Genomic DNA, 16528 nt, shown 5'->3' with positions numbered 1-16528 from the left:
GAGCGCGCGGGAAGCTTGGCGGGATGACCGACATGTCCTTTTCTTGCGCCTGCGGCACCGTGACCGGGTCTATCGCCGACGTCGGCCCGAAACAGGGCGATTACGTCTATTGTCATTGCACCGACTGCCAAGCGGTCCCGAAGCTGCTCGGCGCGGAGGAGCGCATTCTGGAGCGAGCGGGTGGCACGGCGCTCTACCAGACACGCTGCGCGCGATTGCGCTTCGCATCGGGCAAAGACAAGCTGGCAGGGGTCCACATGACGGTCAAACCGACTTTGCGTTGGTACGCCAGTTGCTGCGACACGCCGATGTTCAACACCTATGCCAACGGCAAGCTCCCCTACACCACGATCCTTCTCGCCAATTGCGACGAGGTTGGGCGCGCAGCGCTCGGTGAGCCGCGAGGGCACCTGCATCTTGCCGACGCACCGGGCGAAACCGCCGATCTGAAACCGATGTCGATGGCAGCCCTGCTGCGTAGTTTCTTCAAGCGACTGGTCAGAGACATTTTTTCCGGCGACCGGCGACGCAACCCGCTTTTCGATCCGAAAACGCTCGAACCGATTGCGATACCTCGCCGGCTCATTCCTCGGGAACGCGAAGCGCTCGGATAGTGTGATCGCCTTTTTGTGTCGGCGATTGACGGAACGGCGCAGCGTCCGGCGGTTTTTGTGTACGAACCCTCAGGAGACCGACCATGAATAAGCCGATCCTCGCTCTCGCGCTCGCCGCCAGCGGAACGCTGGCCATGACTTCCATCTCGGCGCAGGAGCAGCCGCAGATTCCGGGCGCAATGGACATCAGCCGTGTTGCCGCGGGCAGCTACGCTCTCGATCCGTCGCATACGCTGGTCCAGTGGAGCGTCAGCCATTTTGGTTTTAATGACTATTTCGGCCTGTTCGGCGATATCGAAGGCACGATGACGCTCGATCCGGCCGATATCGCTGCGACCGAGTTCGACATCACCATTCCGATCACCAGCGTCGCCGTGCCCAGCGAGGGGCTGCGCGATCATCTCCTGCGCCCCGGTGAGGACGGTGCAGAGCCCGACTTCTTCGGACCCGAGCCAGAACCGGCGCGCTTCGTTTCGACTTCCGTGCGACAGACCAGCGACACCACTGCCGTGGTCACCGGCCAGCTTACGATGAACGGCAATACCGGCCCCGTCACCATGGCGGTGCAGTTCACCGGCGCAGGCCAGAACCCGATGAGTGAGGCACAAACGGTCGGTTTCCACGGCCGGGCGACGATCGACCGCACGCAGTGGGGTGTAAGCTACGGTGCGCCGATGGTCGGAAGCGAGGTCGATCTCGACATCAGCGCGGCCTTCGAACTGCAGTAAGCCCTCTCGACAAGCGCATTGCGAGCCGCCACGAGGCACGGCATGCGCTTGTCCGACTGCCACAATATCGACGATTTCCGGAAACTGGCCAAGGCGCGGCTGCCCTGGCCGGTTTTCGATTACATCGACGGGGCTGCAGACGACGAGTTGACCAAGGCGCGCAACACCAGCGCCTTCGACGATGTCGATTTGGTGCCCGACGTGTTGGCGGGCGTGGGCGCGATCGACACCAGTTGCACCATCATGGGCCGCAAAAGCGCCCTGCCGCTTATGCTCAGCCCGACAGCGCTGCAGCGCGCCTTCCACCGCGATGGCGAGCGGGCGGTGGCAAAGGCGGCGGACAAGTTCGGCGTGTGGTTCGGCATATCCAGCCTGGCGACCCATTCGATCGAGGAGATCGCCGGGCTTACCGGGGGCCCGAAGCTGTTCCAGCTCTACGTCCACAAGGACAAGGGACTCAACGCCAGCATGATCGAGCGCTGCCAGCAGGCAGGCTTCGATGCGCTGGCTCTGACAGTGGACACGATCGTCTCCGGCAAACGCGAGCGTTGCCTGCGCTCGGGCTTCACCACACCGCCCCGCTACACCCCATCCGCAGTCTGGAGCTATGCCACGCGCCCGCGCTGGACGCTGGACTATGTCTTGGGGCCGAAGTTCCGCCTGCCCAATCTCGACGGGCACGTGCAGGAGGGCAGCGGCAAGGCGGTCAGCATCCAGGACTATTTCAACACCATGCTCGACACCGGCATGGATTGGGACACCGCCGCGCGCATCCGGCAGGACTGGGGCGGGACCTTCGCGCTGAAAGGCGTGATGAGCGCAGCCGATGCCCGCCGCGCGGTGGAGATCGGCGCTGATGCGATCTGGATATCGAACCACGGGGGGCGCCAGCTAGACGGCAGCCGCGCCCCGTTCGACCAGCTACGCGAGATCGTCGATGCGGTCGGCGGCGAGATCGAGATCATCCTCGACGGCGGCGTCCGGCGCGGAACGCATGCGCTGAAAAGCGTCGCGGCTGGAGCCACGGCCGCGAGCGGTGGACGGCTCTATCTCTATGCTCTGGCAGCTGCCGGACAGGAGGGCGTCGAGCGCGCGCTGCTGATCCTCAAAGAAGAGATCGAGCGCGGCATGCGGCTGATGGGCGTAACATCAGTGGACCAATTGACCCCGAACCGGTTGCGCTGGCGCTAGAGCATCTGGCCGAAACAGCTCCGCAATTCGCCGACGAACAACTCCGGCTGCTCCCACGCCGCAAAGTGTCCGCCCTTCTCGAGTTCGTTCCAATAGACGAGGTTGGTCAGGCTGCGCTCCACCCATTCGCGCGGGGCCGGCAGGATTTCCTCCGGAAAAGCGCTCGCACCCGCCGGGATCGCGACCGTCCCTTCCCCGAACGATCCGAAGCTCTCCCAATAGAGCCGCGCCGCCGACGCGCCCGTCGCGGGTAGCCAGTAGAGCATGATGTCGTCCAACACCTGGTCCATCGACAGCGCATCCCAGGGCGAGCCGTCGTTATCGGTCCAGTAGAACACCTTCTCGAGGACCCAGGCCGCCAGTCCGACCGGGGAATCGACCAGCGAGTATCCGATCGTCTGCGGGCGCGTGCTTTGCTGCTTGGAATAGCCGGAGTCCCAGTCGCGGTAGAACCCCAGCTTGAGCAGCGCGCGCTGCACCTTCGGGTCGGTGCTATGCATGTCCTCCGGGCCGGGCCGCCCGATCGGCATGTTGAGGTGGATGCCCCTGCACCCTTCCGGTGCAAGCTGGCCGATCGCGGTCGTTACAGCCGCGCCCCAGTCACCGCCTTGCGCGACCCATCCGGCATAGCCGAGCCGCTGCATCAGCTCGGCCCAGGCGCGCGCAATTCTCTCCACGCCCCAACCCGTGCCCGCAGGCTTGCCGGAGAAGCCGTAGCCCGGCAGCGATGGCGCGACGACGTGGAAGGCCGGTTGGTCGGGGTCCGCAGGCTCCGCCAGCTCGTCTATCACGCCAAGGAATTCCACCACCGAACCCGGCCAGCCATGCGTGATGACAAGCGGGATTGCGCCTTCCCGCGGACTGCGGCGATGGAGGAAGTGGATCGACAGCCCATCGATCTCGGTCGTGAACTGTCCGATGGAATTGAGCCGTGCCTCGCAGCGCCGCCAGTCGTATTCGATCCGCCAGTACGCTACGAGTTCCTTGAGCGCCGTCAGCTTCGTCCCTTGCGACCAGTCCTCGACCGTCTCTTCCTCCGGCCAGCGCGTCCGGTCGAGCCGCTCCGCCAGATCCACCAGCGTATCCTCCGCAATGTCGAGGACGAAGGGTTCGATCACATTCATCCGTCGCTCTCCCGCGCCCTTTTAGATGCCGCCATCACGCGTTCGATATCGGCGAGCAGGATGGTGCTGGTCGCTTTGGCCAGCACGGTGCCTCTGCCGTCAAGCAGGTGACCTTCGTAGAAACTGGTCTGCCGACCGTGCCGCTCGACCCAGGCCTCCGCCACCACCAGCCCGGGTCGCGTCGGGGCGAAATAGCTGACCTTGAATTCCAGCGTCATCGGCACGATTCCGCTGCCGTTCTTCGCCATCGCCGCATGGGCCATAGCGGCATCGATCCACCCGCTGATGAAGCCGCCCTGCACCACGCCGCCCGAATGACACTGCTCCGGTTTCGCCATGTACTCAAGGCTGGCGCGGCCCTCCGGATCGGTGGAAACGATCCGCACCAATCCCATCGTCTCGTATAGCGAATGCCCGTCGGCCATGCCCCAGCTCTCCCATCCGTGAAATATAATTTCATGGGATGCCCAAGACTGTTTTGCTTTACAACCCCGTTCCACCCCAGCATAGCTTGGAGCATGCAAACTGCACTCGGCCTGCTTCTGCGACTTACGCGCCCTTGGGCGTGATAGCTGGCGTGCCGGACCGGGTGCGCTGAGCGCCCAAGGGACCGACCGACCTCTTCCCGCTTCGCACAATCCGAGACTTTCCCGATGCCCATGCTCTCCGACCCGAGCGCCAAATATGCCGCTTTCCCCCAGGTTCCGCTGGCCGACCGCCACTGGCCGAGCCGCAGGATCACCGCGCCGCCCCGCTGGCTCAGCACCGATCTGCGCGACGGCAATCAGGCGATCGTCGACCCGATGGACGCCCACAAGAAAAACCGTTTCTTCGACCTGCTGGTCGAGATCGGCGTGAAGGAAATCGAGGTCGGCTTTCCCAGCGCGGGCGCGACCGAGTTCGACTTCATCTCCGGCCTCGTGCAATCGGGCCGCGTGCCCGACGACGTCATTGTGCAGGTCCTGACGCAAAGCCGCGAAGACCTGATCCGCACCAGCTTCGCCAGCCTCACCGGCGCGAGACAGGCCATCGTCCACCTCTACAACGCCGTCAGCCCCGCCTGGCGCGAGGTCGTGTTCGGGATGAGCAAGGATCAGGTGCGCGACATCGCCGTGAAGGGCGCGAAGGTCATGCGCGACGAGGCGGGCAAGCAGCCCGACACCGAATGGCATTTCCAGTACTCGCCCGAAACCTTCTCCACCGCCGAGCTCGATTTCAGCCTGGAGGTTTGCGAGGCCGTGATGAAAGTCCTGGCACCCACGCCCGAGCATCCGATCATCCTCAACCTGCCCGCCACGGTCGAGGCGGCAACGCCCAATATCTACGCCGACCAGGTCGAGTATTTCATCCGCAATCTGCCCAACCGCGACAGCGCGGTGATCAGCCTGCACACGCATAACGATCGCGGCACCGGGGTCGCGGCGGCGGAGCTGGCGCTGATGGCGGGCGCGGACCGGGTAGAAGGCTGCCTGTTCGGCAATGGCGAGCGCACGGGCAATTGCTGCCTCGTGACCATGGCGCTCAACATGTACACGCAAGGAATCGATCCACAGATCGATTTCTCCGACATCGACCGGGTGATCGAGACGGTCGAGTATTGCAACGAGCTACCCGTCCACCAGCGCCACCCCTATGGCGGCGAGCTGGTCTACACCGCCTTTTCCGGCAGCCACCAAGACGCGATCAAGAAGGGTTTCGCTGCGCACGAAAGCCAGAACTCGCCGCAATGGCGCGTGCCTTACCTGCCCATCGATCCCGCCGACCTCGGCCGCAGTTACGAAGCGGTGATCCGCGTCAACTCGCAGAGCGGCAAGGGCGGGTTCGCCTGGGTGCTTGAGCAGCACCAGGGCCTCAAGCTGCCCAAAAGAATGCAGGCCGATTTCAGCCCGCATGTCCAGCGCATGGCCGACGAACTGGGCCGCGAGCTCAACGCCGCAGACATCTGGCGCGCTTTCCAGCAAGCCTATCACGTGCAGACCGAGGACAAGCATTTCCAGCTGGTCAATTACGAAGAACGCCGCGCGACGGACGGCACGCGCTTGTTCAGCGGCACCATCGCCGTCGAAGGCACGGAGCAATCTGTCTCGGGCCGGGGTAACGGCCTGATCTCCAGCGTGCTCTCGACCATCGAAGACGCCTTCGGCCTGTCACTGGAAGTGGTGGACTACACAGAACACGCGCTAACCACCGGCCGTGACAGCCGCGCCGCCGCCTATCTCGAATGCCGCGACGCGGACGGCCGCACTATCTGGGGCTGCGGGATCGACGAAGACGTCGCGACCGCGAGCGTGAGGGCGGTGTTGAGCGCAGCGAACTCGGCTGTCGGATGAGCCCGATTTTCCCAGCAGAATTGAAATGAAAGAGTAAGGTTTTCCGGCTATTAACATTCTCGACGGGCCAAAGAGCCCGCTCGGGTACGCATATCGATGACCGGCACCAACACTCCTACGCTGTCCGCGAAGGATGGCAACATCTGGGCCCTTTGGCCCGATGGGAGAGGTGCAATCAATCTCGGCAACGAGGAAGCCTTCTGGGCGGCGGCGGCAAACCTTTACGACGAGCTGCATCCCGAAACCCCGGAACGACCCGACGCAGTGATGGCAACTGCGCCGCAAATCGATGATCGCCCTCCCCTTCCGCCGGCGGAAACCCGCAAGCAAGCGGAGCGCATCGAGGCCAGGCACGGGGTGACGATCGTGGGCCGGGTCTATGGCCAGGGCGGCAGCCGCGAAGCGAAGATCTTCGATCTGTCCACCCACGGGTGCCGGGTTGAGGATCGAAGTCTTGCGAGACCCGGTTCGCGCGTCACTATCAAGATCGGCTCAATCGGCCCGCTGGGAGCGGTGATCAGATGGCGAACCGACGACATGGTCGGCCTGAAATTCGAAAGTCCGCTTTATCCCTCCATACTCGAGCATATACGCAACGAGGTGAGCCTTCGATAAATCGGCGCGCCCGCAAGGGGGGTGACGACCGCTACTTTGACGTGCAAGTTTCCTACTCGACCAGCATGACCTAGAGCGGAGCCATGCAGATCGCTAGCACTCGCTCCGTCTACGCCTTTTCCAGCCCGCGGCGCTTGCACCCCTGCTTTTTCTTGCCAGGACAGTGGTCCATGTGGTCCATGTGACGGGACTGGCACAGGGGCCTTCCAACATGGGTCCTACAGCGCCGGCGCGTAGAGGAGAGAGCCTGTTATGACCGCGACCGAAGAAATCCTCGAGCCCGATCTGCCGATCATCGACCCGCACCATCACCTCTGGGATTTGCGACCATTGGTGCCGTCATTTCCCGAACCGCGGCACGACTTTATCGAAGCGATTGCGGGCGCGGATTATTACACGTTCGACGAGCTGTTCGCAGACACTCACTCGGGCCACAAGGTCGTGGCTACGGTGTTCATGGAATGTGGCGCCTTCTACGATGCGAGCCGGGACGAGGCCTTGAAGCCGGTCGGCGAGGTCGAGTTCGTCAACGGCGTTGCAGCACAGGGGGCGAGCGGGCTCTATGGCGAATACCGCCCCTGTGCGGCAATCGTCGGCCATGCGGATCTGACCCGGGGCGATGCGGTAAAGCCGGTAATCGAGGCGCTGATCGCAGCGGGCAACGGGCGGTTTCGGGGGATCCGCCACGCGGCCGCCTGGGATGCCGATCCCGATGTGCTCGGCCCGCCCTTCCATGCACCGGAAGGGCTCTACGGTTCGGATGCTTTCCGCGCCGGCTTCGCAGCCTATGCCGACTACGGCCTGACCTTCGATGCCTGGCTGCTGGAGCCGCAACTGGGCGATGTGCTGGAGCTGGCGAAGGCGTTTCCCGACCAGCAGATCGTGCTCGACCACTGCGGCACGCCGCTCAACATCGCGTGCTATCGCGGCAAACTGCACGAGCGCTTCGACATCTGGCGCAAGTCCATCCACGCGCTGGCCGAGTGCCCGAATGTCGCGGTCAAGCTGGGCGGCCTCGCGATGGCATTCTGCGGTCTTCCCGAAGACGGCCCGGCCAGGGGCTACGGGTCGGAGCATCTGGCCGCCCTCTGGCGACCCTATATCGAGACTTGCATCGAGGCCTTCGGGCCGGATCGCGGCATGTTCGAGAGCAACTATCCCGTCGACCGCTGGGGCGCGAGCTATCCGGTCCTATGGAACGCCTTCAAGCGGTTGGCACAGGGCCACAGCGCGGATGAGAAGCAGGCGCTGTTCGCAGGCACCGCCGCGCGGATCTATGGCATCGAGCAAGTGCTGCCCGCCGCCTGATCCTTACGTAACGTCAATCTCGACAAGCTCCCTTGCGCGCCATAGGTCGCAACCTGCAACTGACCTGAGAGGACCTGCCGCATGCCCCTGCCCGCCCCGTTCGACAAGCTCCGCATCCCCGTCATCGGCTCGCCGCTGTTCATCGTCTCGGGGCCGGAACTGGTCATCGCGCAATGCAAGGCGGGCATCGTCGGCGCATTCCCGGCGCTTAACGCTCGGCCGCAGAGCCAGGTTGACGAATGGCTGCACCAGATCACCGAGGAACTGGCCGCGCACAATCGCGACAATCCGGACCGCCCGGCTGCGCCTTACGCCGTCAACCAGATCGTCCACAAGTCGAACGACCGACTCGATGCCGACATGCAGACCTGCGCCAAATGGCAGGTGCCGATGGTCATCACCTCGCTCGGCGCGCGCGAAGAGGTCTTCCAGGCGGTCGACAAATGGGGTGGCATCACGATGCACGATGTCATCAACGATCGCTTCGCGAGGAAGGCGATCGAAAAGGGCGCGAGCGGCCTCATCCCGGTCGCTGCCGGTGCGGGCGGCCATGCGGGCACGCTCAGCCCCTTTGCGCTGATGCAAGAAATCCGCAGCTGGTTCGACGGGCTGGTCGCGCTATCGGGCTCGATCGCTCACGGCCGCTCGATTCTGGCCGCGCAGGCGCTGGGCGCGGACTTCGCCTATATCGGCTCGCCCTGGATCGCAGCCACCGAAGCCAATGCGGACGAGAATTACAAGAAGGGCATCGTCGAGGGCGATGCGAGTGGGATCGTCTATACCAACCTGTTCACCGGCGTGCACGGCAACTACCTGCGTTCGAGCATCGAAGCTTCGGGCCTCGATCCGGACAATTTGCCGGAAAGCGATCCTAGCAAGATGAACTTCGGCAGTGGGGGCAATACCAAGGCCAAGGCGTGGAAGGACATCTGGGGGTCGGGCCAGGGCATCGGTACGGTCAGGGAAAGCGCACCGGTGGAAGACACGGTTGCGCGGCTGGAGCGCGAGTACGATGCTGCAAAAAGCGCGCTTGCCGAAGCGACGGCCTAGGCTTTTCGCCAATGGTCCTCGACCAACGCATCTAGATCGGCGAAGTCGGGAGGCGAACTGCGGGGATCCTTGCTGCTAAGACGCGGCCCGCGGCGCCGGTCGAGCAAGTTGAGCCGAAGCCTGTCCTGAAGCCGTCCGAGCCGGTTGAGCGCGTCGATGTGGCGGGCATCGTCGCTCCGGCTACGACGCCGGGACAAGGATTGCTCGATCCAACCGACATTCTCGATGACCATCTCGTTATAGTCGCGATGCGGACCCCGATGGAGCGGCATGGCCAGGCGCACCGCCGCCTCTTCGCGAGATGGCAGCAGGAGTCCATTGCGACGGAAATCGTCGAAGCCGATGCGCTAAAGGCCCGAGCTTGTCGAACAAGCGTCCAAAGCAGGGAAAGCTCAACAACTGACACGGCAGCAAATGATGCCGTTGCATTGCGCGGTCGTAAGTCGGCGTGCCTATCCGGTTGACCGCCCGGAATGGTAGGTGGGGACGCGGCGTCCAGACGATGCGTCGCGCGCCTTCGATGGCGCTCGCGAGTTGCGCACCGAGGGCGAGGATGGTGCGGACGATCGGCAGGGTATGGGCGCCTTCTGCCAGATGCGGTCCAGGGAAAAGGCCAATAGCCTCGAGCGCGATGTCCTCAGAAGCGGCAGAAAATCCAAACCGATGCCGGGGCTCGAGCGCCTGTATACCCGGACCGGGCGCCAGACCGAGAAGATCGAAAGTGAGGCCATCTTTGAGAACCTCGAGCCACCGTTCTTCATCCGGCCCGGTGGATGCGTCAGCTTCGGGCGCGGGATCGAAACTGATGGAGGTTCGATGGAGCTTGGCAAGCAAATCACGAACATCCGCCCCACTCGGTCGACATCCGGCGTCAACTAACAGCACAACGCCGGCAGCGCGCCCTTGCGCTTCAGCATGCGCAATCGATCCATCCCTGCCCGCTATGGCCGCGCCCTCCAGTCCCGTACTCTCAATTTGATATCTAGCCGAGCGTTGTCGAGTTATATAGAGGCAATTAGGTCCGATCCGGTTGCTTTGGTTTAGAAAATCCCAAGCTCGATCCCTTGGGCGAGAGCCTCGCCAAGCGTCTTTGCATCATCGATGTCACCCCGATGGACTTCCTTCCGGGCCTCGATTTCCGCCTGCGACTGGGCTTCGGTAACAACGATGAAGGGATCGGCAACCCGCTTCAGCCGCCAACCCTTTGCGATACGGTCGAGCTGCCGCTGCGCGCCTTCGCCATCGCTGCCGGCAGCTATGATGCTGGCATAGGGCCGCCCCTCGATCTTTCCGAGTACCGGATAGTAGCAGCGGTCGAACATTTCTTTCATCTGCCCGCTCATCGACGCGAGATTTTCCGGGCAGGCGAAGAGATAGCCCGATGCATCGAGCAAATCCTGTGGTTCGACATCGCAGGCGGGCTTCAGCAGACCGACATCGCCAGCACCCTCTGCGGCAGCGGCAGCAAGCGCCTCGGCCGTGCCCGTACGGCTATGCCATATGATGAGAAGCTGTGGAGACGGCATATCACGCTCCTTCGCTGGCGGCTGTCGATTGTCAACAATCCGCCGTTCCCTGACTGCACCTGCTGGTCTAAACCCATCGCATGACATCGCAGGCTCTCTCACACGTATTCGGCGTCTCGCAATCCCTCACCGGGCGCGCGTGGCGCTGGCGAGGCGGCAATATGGAGCTAGGCGCAGGCGCCGGGTCCGGACGCGACATCGTCGACCAGCTGATGATCGCGCGCGGCGTGGCGCCAGAGGATATCGATCGGCATCGTCAGCCGACGCTGCGCAATTTCCTGCCGGACCCCTCGATCTTCCAGGACATGAAGACGGCGGCAGACCGTCTTGCCCAGGCAGTCCTCGCGCATGAGCGGATCACGATCTACGGGGACTACGATGTCGATGGCGCAACCAGTTCCGCACTGCTGATCCTGCTGCTGCGCGAGCTCGGCCTCGAGGCCGACTATTACATCCCCGACCGGCTACTGGAAGGATATGGTCCTTCGGGCGAGGCTCTGGTGAAACTGGGCGAAAGTGGTAGCAGCCTGGTCGTCACGGTCGATTGCGGCGCGATGGCGCATGATGCGCTCGCCATGGCGCATGACGCGGGCGTGGATGTGATCGTCGTCGATCATCACAAATGTGCGGCCGAGCTGCCGAAGACGGTCGCGCTGGTCAATCCCAACCGGCTGGACGAAGCCGACGATGCTGCGAGCCACGGACACTTGGCAGCAGTTGGCGTCGCGTTCCTGCTGGGCGTCGCGCTCGTCCGCACTTTGCGCGAACGGGACTACTTCGCCGATCGGCCCGAGCCCAATGTGCTGTCGTTGCTGGATCTTGTGGCACTGGGCACGGTGGCCGATGTCGCCGCGCTCCATGGCCTCAATCGCGCCTTTGTGTCGCAGGGCCTTAAGGTCATGGCGAAGCGTGAAAATATCGGCATGGCGGCGCTGATCGACGCGAGCCGGCTGAAGCGTGCCCCCGCCTGCTCCGACCTCGGATTTGCACTCGGCCCGCGTATCAATGCAGGCGGACGGGTCGGCGAATCGACCCTTGGCGTGCGTTTGCTCACGACGCGGGATCCGGACGAAGCGCGTGACATCGCGGCCCAGCTTTCGGCGCTCAATGACGAACGTCGGGCGATCGAGGCAGCCGTGCAGGAAGAGGCCGAACAGCAGCTTGCCGGGCAGCACAATCGGGCTGTCCACCTGCTTGCCGGTGAAGGCTGGCACCCTGGCGTTATTGGCATCGTGGCCGGGCGCATAAAGGAGAAGACCGGGAAACCCTCGCTCGTCATCGCGCTCGACGCGGAAACGGGCCAGGGCAAGGGATCGGGCCGCTCGATCGCCGGCGTCGATCTCGGTGCAGCCATCATCAGGGCGAAGGACGAGGGCCTGCTTCTCGCCGGCGGCGGTCATGCCATGGCCGCCGGCCTGACCGTGGATGCAGCCCGGATCGAGGATCTCTCGGACTGGCTTGACGCGACGCTCGAAGCGCAGGTTGCGGGGGCCTCGGCCAGTCGGGAAATGCTGCTCGACATCGCGGTGGCTCCCGGCGGACTGGTGCCGGATCTGATAGCGTCACTCGATGAAGGTGGACCTTACGGCGTGGGTTGGCCCGGACCGCGCGTCGCCGTGGGACCGGTGCGGCTGGTCAAGTGCGATATCGTCGGTGCAGACCACGTGCGGATTATCGCATCCGGAGACGATGGCCACAGCTTCAAGGGCATCGCTTTTCGCGCCGCAGATAGCGACATGGGCCAAGCGCTGCTGCACGGCTCTCAAGGGCGCAAGCTCTGGCTCGCCGGTCGCGCGAAGATCGACGACTGGGGGAGCAGACCGCAAGCGGAATTGCACCTCGAGGATGCCGCCTGGGCAGATTGATACGCGCATCGACCGGAAGCACCGCATTGGAGGGTTGACGCCCCGCTCCACCCCGCCTAAGTGCGCCGCCACGCCACCGATGTGGCCCCTTCGTCTAGCGGTCTAGGACGCGGCCCTTTCACGGCTGAAACACGGGTTCGAGTCCCGTAGGGGTCACCACGGTGGCGTTTTGCATTCCGGCGATCCGAATGGTTTCGCTCCGGCATGTGGCCCCTTCGTCTAGCGGTCTAGGACGCGGCCCTTTCACGGCTGAAACACGGGTTCGAGTCCCGTAGGGGTCACCACCACTCCCTTTCATGTGACAACTTTGCGAATGTGGTTGGCACGCGCGTGGTTGCGCCGCTAAGCGGCCTGTCGATGGATGCGCCCCGCCTTCCACTTCCGGGACTTTTGCTTGCGCTCGCGACGTGCATCATACTCGCCTTCGCCGGTGCGGACCTGCTGTACGTGGTCACGATCCTTCTCTTGTGGGCCGGGTCGCTCTGGCTGGTGTATTCCGAGCCCCCTGCCCCTCAGCCCGAAACGAATGGCAAAGGCTTTTCTCGGGAATCCATGGGAGAGCTGTTCGAACATTCCGAAACGCCCATCATCATTACCGAACGCGACCGGGTGACCATCGCCAATCTCGCCGCGCGAGGCCTGCTCGGTTCGCACATTCTTGGCCAGGATGCCCGCATGGCTTTACGCCAGCCGGAGGCGGTGCGTTTGCTCGATCGCGATGCAGACGGAAGCGCAATCGTACGCGGCCTGTCCCGCCGCAACGACATCTGGCGGATCAATCGCAAGAAGCTCGACGATCAGTTGGCAGTCGTGGAATTCGTCAACAAGACCGCCGAGGCCGACATCTCCCGCGCACACACGGACTTCGTCGCGAATGCCAGCCATGAACTTCGCACGCCCCTCGCGGCCATTATCGGTTACGTCGAAACACTGAGCGAGGATGCGGGCAATCTGGAGACGAAGACCGCCGAGCGATTCCTCGATACGATCCAGCGCGAGGCGAAGCGTCTGCAAAATCTAGTCAGCGACCTCATGTCCCTGTCGCGGATCGAGGCGGAAAAGCACGATTTGCCAAGCGCGCGCATCGAGCTTTCGGGTCTGGTGGAATCGGCCGCGCGGGACGGCGCCGGTAGCGAACGGCTCGATCGCCTCGACATCGCGACGAGTGGCCAGTTCTTCATCCGCGGCGATGCCCAGCAGCTCGAGCAGCTCGTCCGCAACCTCGTCGACAATGCGCTCAAATATGGCCACGCCGACCAGCCTGTGACGATCCGCTTGCATCCGCGCGGCGACAATCGGGTGCGACTGACGGTCACGGACAGGGGTGATGGCATCGCTGCCGAGCACATCCCGCACCTCACGCGGCGCTTCTATCGCACCGATCCCGGTCGTAGCCGCGCTTCGGGCGGAACCGGCCTCGGCCTCGCCATCGTCAAGCACATCGTCGAGCGCCACCGCGGACGGCTCGACGTGGAAAGCACCGTGGGCGAAGGCACTCGCGTCACGGTTACGCTGCCGCTGAATAGCGACGCGTCGGGCGACTGACGCTTCTCAACGAGCGAGACTTCACCGATGGTCCACAGCTTGTCCACTGTCGAGCACGACCGGGTCCATGGGCTGTCACAATAGTGTAATTTGCCGGTCATAGGGGCGTCGCCGGATCGAAACATTCCCGTCCAAGGAACTCGAATGAACCGCATGATTCACCTCTCCGTGGCAGCGGCAGCGCTCAGCTGCACGATGGCCACCCCCGTACTCGCGCAGGATGTCACGGTGTCTTCCGACGAGCTGGCAGCCATGCGCGCGCAGCTCCAGGCGATGAACGCCCGCATCGACCAGCTCGAAAGCGAGCTCGCGGCGGCGAAACAGGTCAACACGGCGCAGGACGAGGTCATCGCTGCCACTTCTGCAGCTGCCGAATCGGCGGCCGATCCGGTCGTCGAGAAACTCGTCACGAGCGATGGGTGGAGCTTCAAGCCGCGCGGTCGCCTGATGTACGACGCTGGTTTCACCAATGCACCGAATTCCACGGGTGCGGTCGACGGCTTCGGCAATGAAGTCCGCCGGGCGCGCCTCGGGGCCTCGGGCGATATCCCGGGCGGCTTCGGCTACAAGTTCGAGTTAGACTTCGCGGGCAACGAAATCGACGTTGCGGATGCGATCCTCACTTACGGGGACGGACCCCTCGAAATCGCAATCGGCCATCATAATAATTTTCAGTCGCTCGAAGAGCTGACCAGCAGCCTGCACACGACCTTCATCGAACGCGCGGCCTTTACCGACGCCTTCGGCTTCGAGCGTCGCATCGGTGCTTCGGTCGCCTACGAAGCCGGTATCGTGCTCGCCCAGGCCGGTGTCTTCACGGACAATTTCGACGACACGGAAACCAAGAACCGCGGTGTCGACGGTCGTCTCGTGATCATGCCCAAGCTGGTCGATGCCCAGCTGCACTTCGGCGGCTCGGTCCATTACAACGACATCGACGAGGTCGGCGCGACCGTGCGCTATCGCCAGCGCCCGCTGGTGCATTTCACCGCGGAGCGTTTCGTAAACACCGGCAATCTCGATGCTGAAAGCGAGTTCGGACTGGGCGTGGAAGCCGCTGCGATCGCCGGTTCGTTTCATGCCGCGGCCGAAGGTTTCTGGCAGACCGTCAACATGCCCGGCGCCATGCAAGACCCGACCTTCTTCGGCGGCTATGCCGAACTTGGCTACTACCTGACGGCAGGCGATACGCGGGGCTACAAGGCCGGCAAGTTCGATCGGACGAAGCCGTCTAGCCCTGTCGGCAAGGGGGGCATCGGATCGGTGCAGTTCAACCTGCGCTACGATTATCTCGATCTCAACGACGCGGGCGTCCTCGGTGGGACGCAGAACGGCTACCTCGCCTCGCTGATCTGGAAGCCGACCGCCTACGTCCTTTTCGGCGTCAACTACGGCCTGCTGGAATATGACAACGCCGTCATCCCGACCGCCGATGGTGATACGTCCTATTCCGTGAACGCCTTCGGCGTGCGCGCTCAGGTGGACTTCTGATCCGCGGTCAGACTTCTGTCGCAACCCTGTAACATCGAAGCGCTTATGCGCCGCTAGTTAACACGTAAGGGATCTATCATGACCAAGACCAAATCCTTCATCTTCGCCGCCGTTTCGGCTGCCGCTCTCGCCGCTTGCGGCGGCGGTGCGGGCGATTCCGCTTCGCGCGATTCGATCCGCGCGGTCGGCTCCTCGACGGTGTTCCCCTTCGCCAAGGCCGTCTCCGAAGCCTTCGCGCGCTCGAACCCCGACTACAAGAGCCCGATCATCGAATCGACCGGCACCGGCGGCGGCATGAACCTGTTCTGCTCGGGCGTCGGCGCAGATACGCCGGACATGACCCATGCTTCGCGCCGCATGAAGGCCAGCGAATTTGCCGACTGCCAGGCCAATGGCGTCAATGAGATCACGGAAATCCAGGTCGGCCTCGACGGGATCGCTTTTGCGTCGGCGCAGGGCGGCATCATGATGAATTTGACCCCGCAGCATGTTTACGAAGCGCTTGCCGCCAACCCCTACGGCGAAGAGCAGACCAACGAGACCTGGTCTGACGTCGACCCGTCGCTCCCCAACGAGCCGATCCTCGTCTATGGTCCGCCGAGCACCTCGGGCACGCGCGATGCGCTCAAGGAACTGGTTCTCGAAGTCGGTTGCGACACCAATGCCGAAATGAAGGCGCTCAAGGATAGCGACGAAGATCGTCACGCCCAGCTGTGCACCGAAGTACGTTCCGACGGTGCCTATGTCGACCAGGGCGAGCAGGACAACCTCATCGTCCAGAAGATCGAAGGCAACCCCAAGGCTGTCGGCGTCTTCGGCTACAGCTATCTCGAAGAGAACGCCGACAAGGTTCAGGGCCTGCCGATGACCGGCGTCGAGCCCACCTACGAGAACATCGCCAACTTCGACTATCCCGGTGCTCGTCCGCTCTACGTCTATGTGAAGAAGGCGCACCTCGACGCCATTCCGGGCCTGCGCGAATATCTTGCCCAGTGGACCACCATGTGGGGCAAAGGCGGGGAACTGTCGAAGATCGGGCTTGTCGCCTCGCCTGACGACGTTATGGCGGCCAACACCACGGCGGCGACCGAGTACACCACGCTCGACGGCGCGCAGCTGAAGTAAGGCAAGCACACTAGCG

The 16528-nt window shown here is 63.5% G+C and carries 16 protein-coding genes and 2 tRNA genes; 14 read left to right on the top strand and 4 right to left on the bottom strand.

Annotation, left to right across the window (positions count from 1 at the left end; genetic code table 11):
- The first annotated feature begins 23 nt into the window (after positions 1–23).
- The 3 genes from ACSH0F_RS05305 (at position 24) to ACSH0F_RS05295 (ending at position 2533) form a co-directional block, all read left to right on the top strand.
- A complete protein-coding gene (locus ACSH0F_RS05305; protein ID WP_435200663.1) occupies positions 24–614 on the top strand; it encodes a DUF6151 family protein in 591 nt (196 codons plus the stop codon).
- Between the two features lie 83 nt (positions 615–697).
- On the top strand, positions 698–1342 hold the full coding sequence (locus ACSH0F_RS05300) for a YceI family protein (RefSeq protein WP_435200661.1): 645 nt from the start codon (positions 698–700) through the stop codon (positions 1340–1342).
- A gap of 42 nt (positions 1343–1384) precedes the next feature.
- Positions 1385–2533, top strand: a complete 1149-nt coding sequence (locus tag ACSH0F_RS05295; protein ID WP_435200659.1) for an alpha-hydroxy acid oxidase — start codon at positions 1385–1387, stop codon at positions 2531–2533.
- Here the strand turns inward: ACSH0F_RS05295 and ACSH0F_RS05290 are convergent.
- Both ACSH0F_RS05290 and ACSH0F_RS05285 read right to left on the bottom strand, forming a co-directional pair.
- Positions 2530–3657, bottom strand: a complete 1128-nt coding sequence (locus tag ACSH0F_RS05290) for an epoxide hydrolase family protein (protein WP_435200657.1) — start codon at positions 3655–3657, stop codon at positions 2530–2532. The two genes, ACSH0F_RS05295 and ACSH0F_RS05290, sit on opposite strands and share 4 nt — an antisense overlap.
- The gene (locus ACSH0F_RS05285; RefSeq protein ID WP_435200655.1) at positions 3654–4082 is read right to left on the bottom strand and encodes a PaaI family thioesterase; all 429 of its coding nucleotides are present in this window, start codon (positions 4080–4082) and stop codon (positions 3654–3656) included. The genes ACSH0F_RS05290 and ACSH0F_RS05285 overlap by 4 nt, the downstream gene beginning before the upstream one ends.
- A 228-nt stretch (positions 4083–4310) precedes the next feature.
- Between ACSH0F_RS05285 and leuA the strand changes: the two genes are divergently transcribed.
- From leuA to ACSH0F_RS05265, 4 genes are all read left to right on the top strand, one after another.
- A complete protein-coding gene (gene leuA / locus ACSH0F_RS05280; RefSeq protein ID WP_435200653.1) occupies positions 4311–5987 on the top strand; it encodes a 2-isopropylmalate synthase in 1677 nt (558 codons plus the stop codon).
- A 96-nt stretch (positions 5988–6083) separates the two neighbouring features.
- The gene (locus ACSH0F_RS05275) at positions 6084–6602 is read left to right on the top strand and encodes a PilZ domain-containing protein (RefSeq protein WP_435200651.1); all 519 of its coding nucleotides are present in this window, start codon (positions 6084–6086) and stop codon (positions 6600–6602) included.
- Positions 6603–6854: 252 nt separating this feature from the next.
- Entirely contained in the window at positions 6855–7910 is a 1056-nt protein-coding gene (locus ACSH0F_RS05270) for an amidohydrolase family protein (protein ID WP_435200649.1), read from the top strand.
- Positions 7911–7991: 81 nt separating this feature from the next.
- The gene (locus ACSH0F_RS05265) at positions 7992–8960 is read left to right on the top strand and encodes an NAD(P)H-dependent flavin oxidoreductase (protein ID WP_435200647.1); all 969 of its coding nucleotides are present in this window, start codon (positions 7992–7994) and stop codon (positions 8958–8960) included.
- Here the strand turns inward: ACSH0F_RS05265 and ACSH0F_RS05260 are convergent.
- Positions 8957–9244 (bottom strand): AHH domain-containing protein, encoded by a 288-nt coding sequence (locus ACSH0F_RS05260; protein ID WP_435200645.1) that lies wholly within the window; start codon positions 9242–9244, stop codon positions 8957–8959. The two genes, ACSH0F_RS05265 and ACSH0F_RS05260, sit on opposite strands and share 4 nt — an antisense overlap.
- A gap of 250 nt (positions 9245–9494) precedes the next feature.
- On the opposite strand from ACSH0F_RS05260, the gene ACSH0F_RS05255 reads away from it, so the two are divergent.
- A complete protein-coding gene (locus tag ACSH0F_RS05255; RefSeq protein WP_435200643.1) occupies positions 9495–9839 on the top strand; it encodes a hypothetical protein in 345 nt (114 codons plus the stop codon).
- A gap of 161 nt (positions 9840–10000) precedes the next feature.
- On the opposite strand, the gene ACSH0F_RS05250 is transcribed toward ACSH0F_RS05255, so the two are convergent.
- Complete coding sequence (locus ACSH0F_RS05250; protein ID WP_435200641.1) at positions 10001–10486, bottom strand: flavodoxin family protein; 486 nt, start codon at positions 10484–10486, stop codon at positions 10001–10003.
- An 80-nt stretch (positions 10487–10566) separates the two neighbouring features.
- Between ACSH0F_RS05250 and recJ the strand changes: the two genes are divergently transcribed.
- From recJ to ACSH0F_RS05220, 6 genes are all read left to right on the top strand, one after another.
- Positions 10567–12351: a single-stranded-DNA-specific exonuclease RecJ gene (gene recJ, locus ACSH0F_RS05245; RefSeq protein WP_435200639.1), complete on the top strand. Its 1785-nt coding sequence runs from the start codon at positions 10567–10569 to the stop codon at positions 12349–12351.
- Between the two features lie 83 nt (positions 12352–12434).
- Positions 12435–12510: transfer RNA gene (locus tag ACSH0F_RS05240), tRNA-Glu, on the top strand.
- A gap of 49 nt (positions 12511–12559) precedes the next feature.
- Positions 12560–12635, top strand: a tRNA-Glu gene (locus ACSH0F_RS05235).
- Positions 12636–12903: 268 nt separating this feature from the next.
- Positions 12904–13896, top strand: coding sequence for a sensor histidine kinase (locus ACSH0F_RS05230; RefSeq protein ID WP_435200637.1), 993 nt, complete (start codon positions 12904–12906; stop codon positions 13894–13896).
- A 144-nt stretch (positions 13897–14040) separates the two neighbouring features.
- Positions 14041–15387 (top strand): OprO/OprP family phosphate-selective porin, encoded by a 1347-nt coding sequence (locus ACSH0F_RS05225; RefSeq protein ID WP_435200635.1) that lies wholly within the window; start codon positions 14041–14043, stop codon positions 15385–15387.
- Positions 15388–15465: 78 nt separating this feature from the next.
- Positions 15466–16512 carry a substrate-binding domain-containing protein gene (locus ACSH0F_RS05220; protein WP_435200633.1) on the top strand — a complete coding sequence of 349 codons (1047 nt, stop codon included), beginning with the start codon at positions 15466–15468 and terminating at the stop codon, positions 16510–16512.
- The last annotated feature ends 16 nt before the right edge of the window (positions 16513–16528 follow it).

Source organism: Qipengyuania sp. 902 (assembly GCF_051195295.1).
Lineage (GTDB): Bacteria > Pseudomonadota > Alphaproteobacteria > Sphingomonadales > Sphingomonadaceae > Qipengyuania.
Note: the sequence above shows the minus strand (reverse complement) of the source record. Positions and strands in the feature narration are given on the sequence as shown.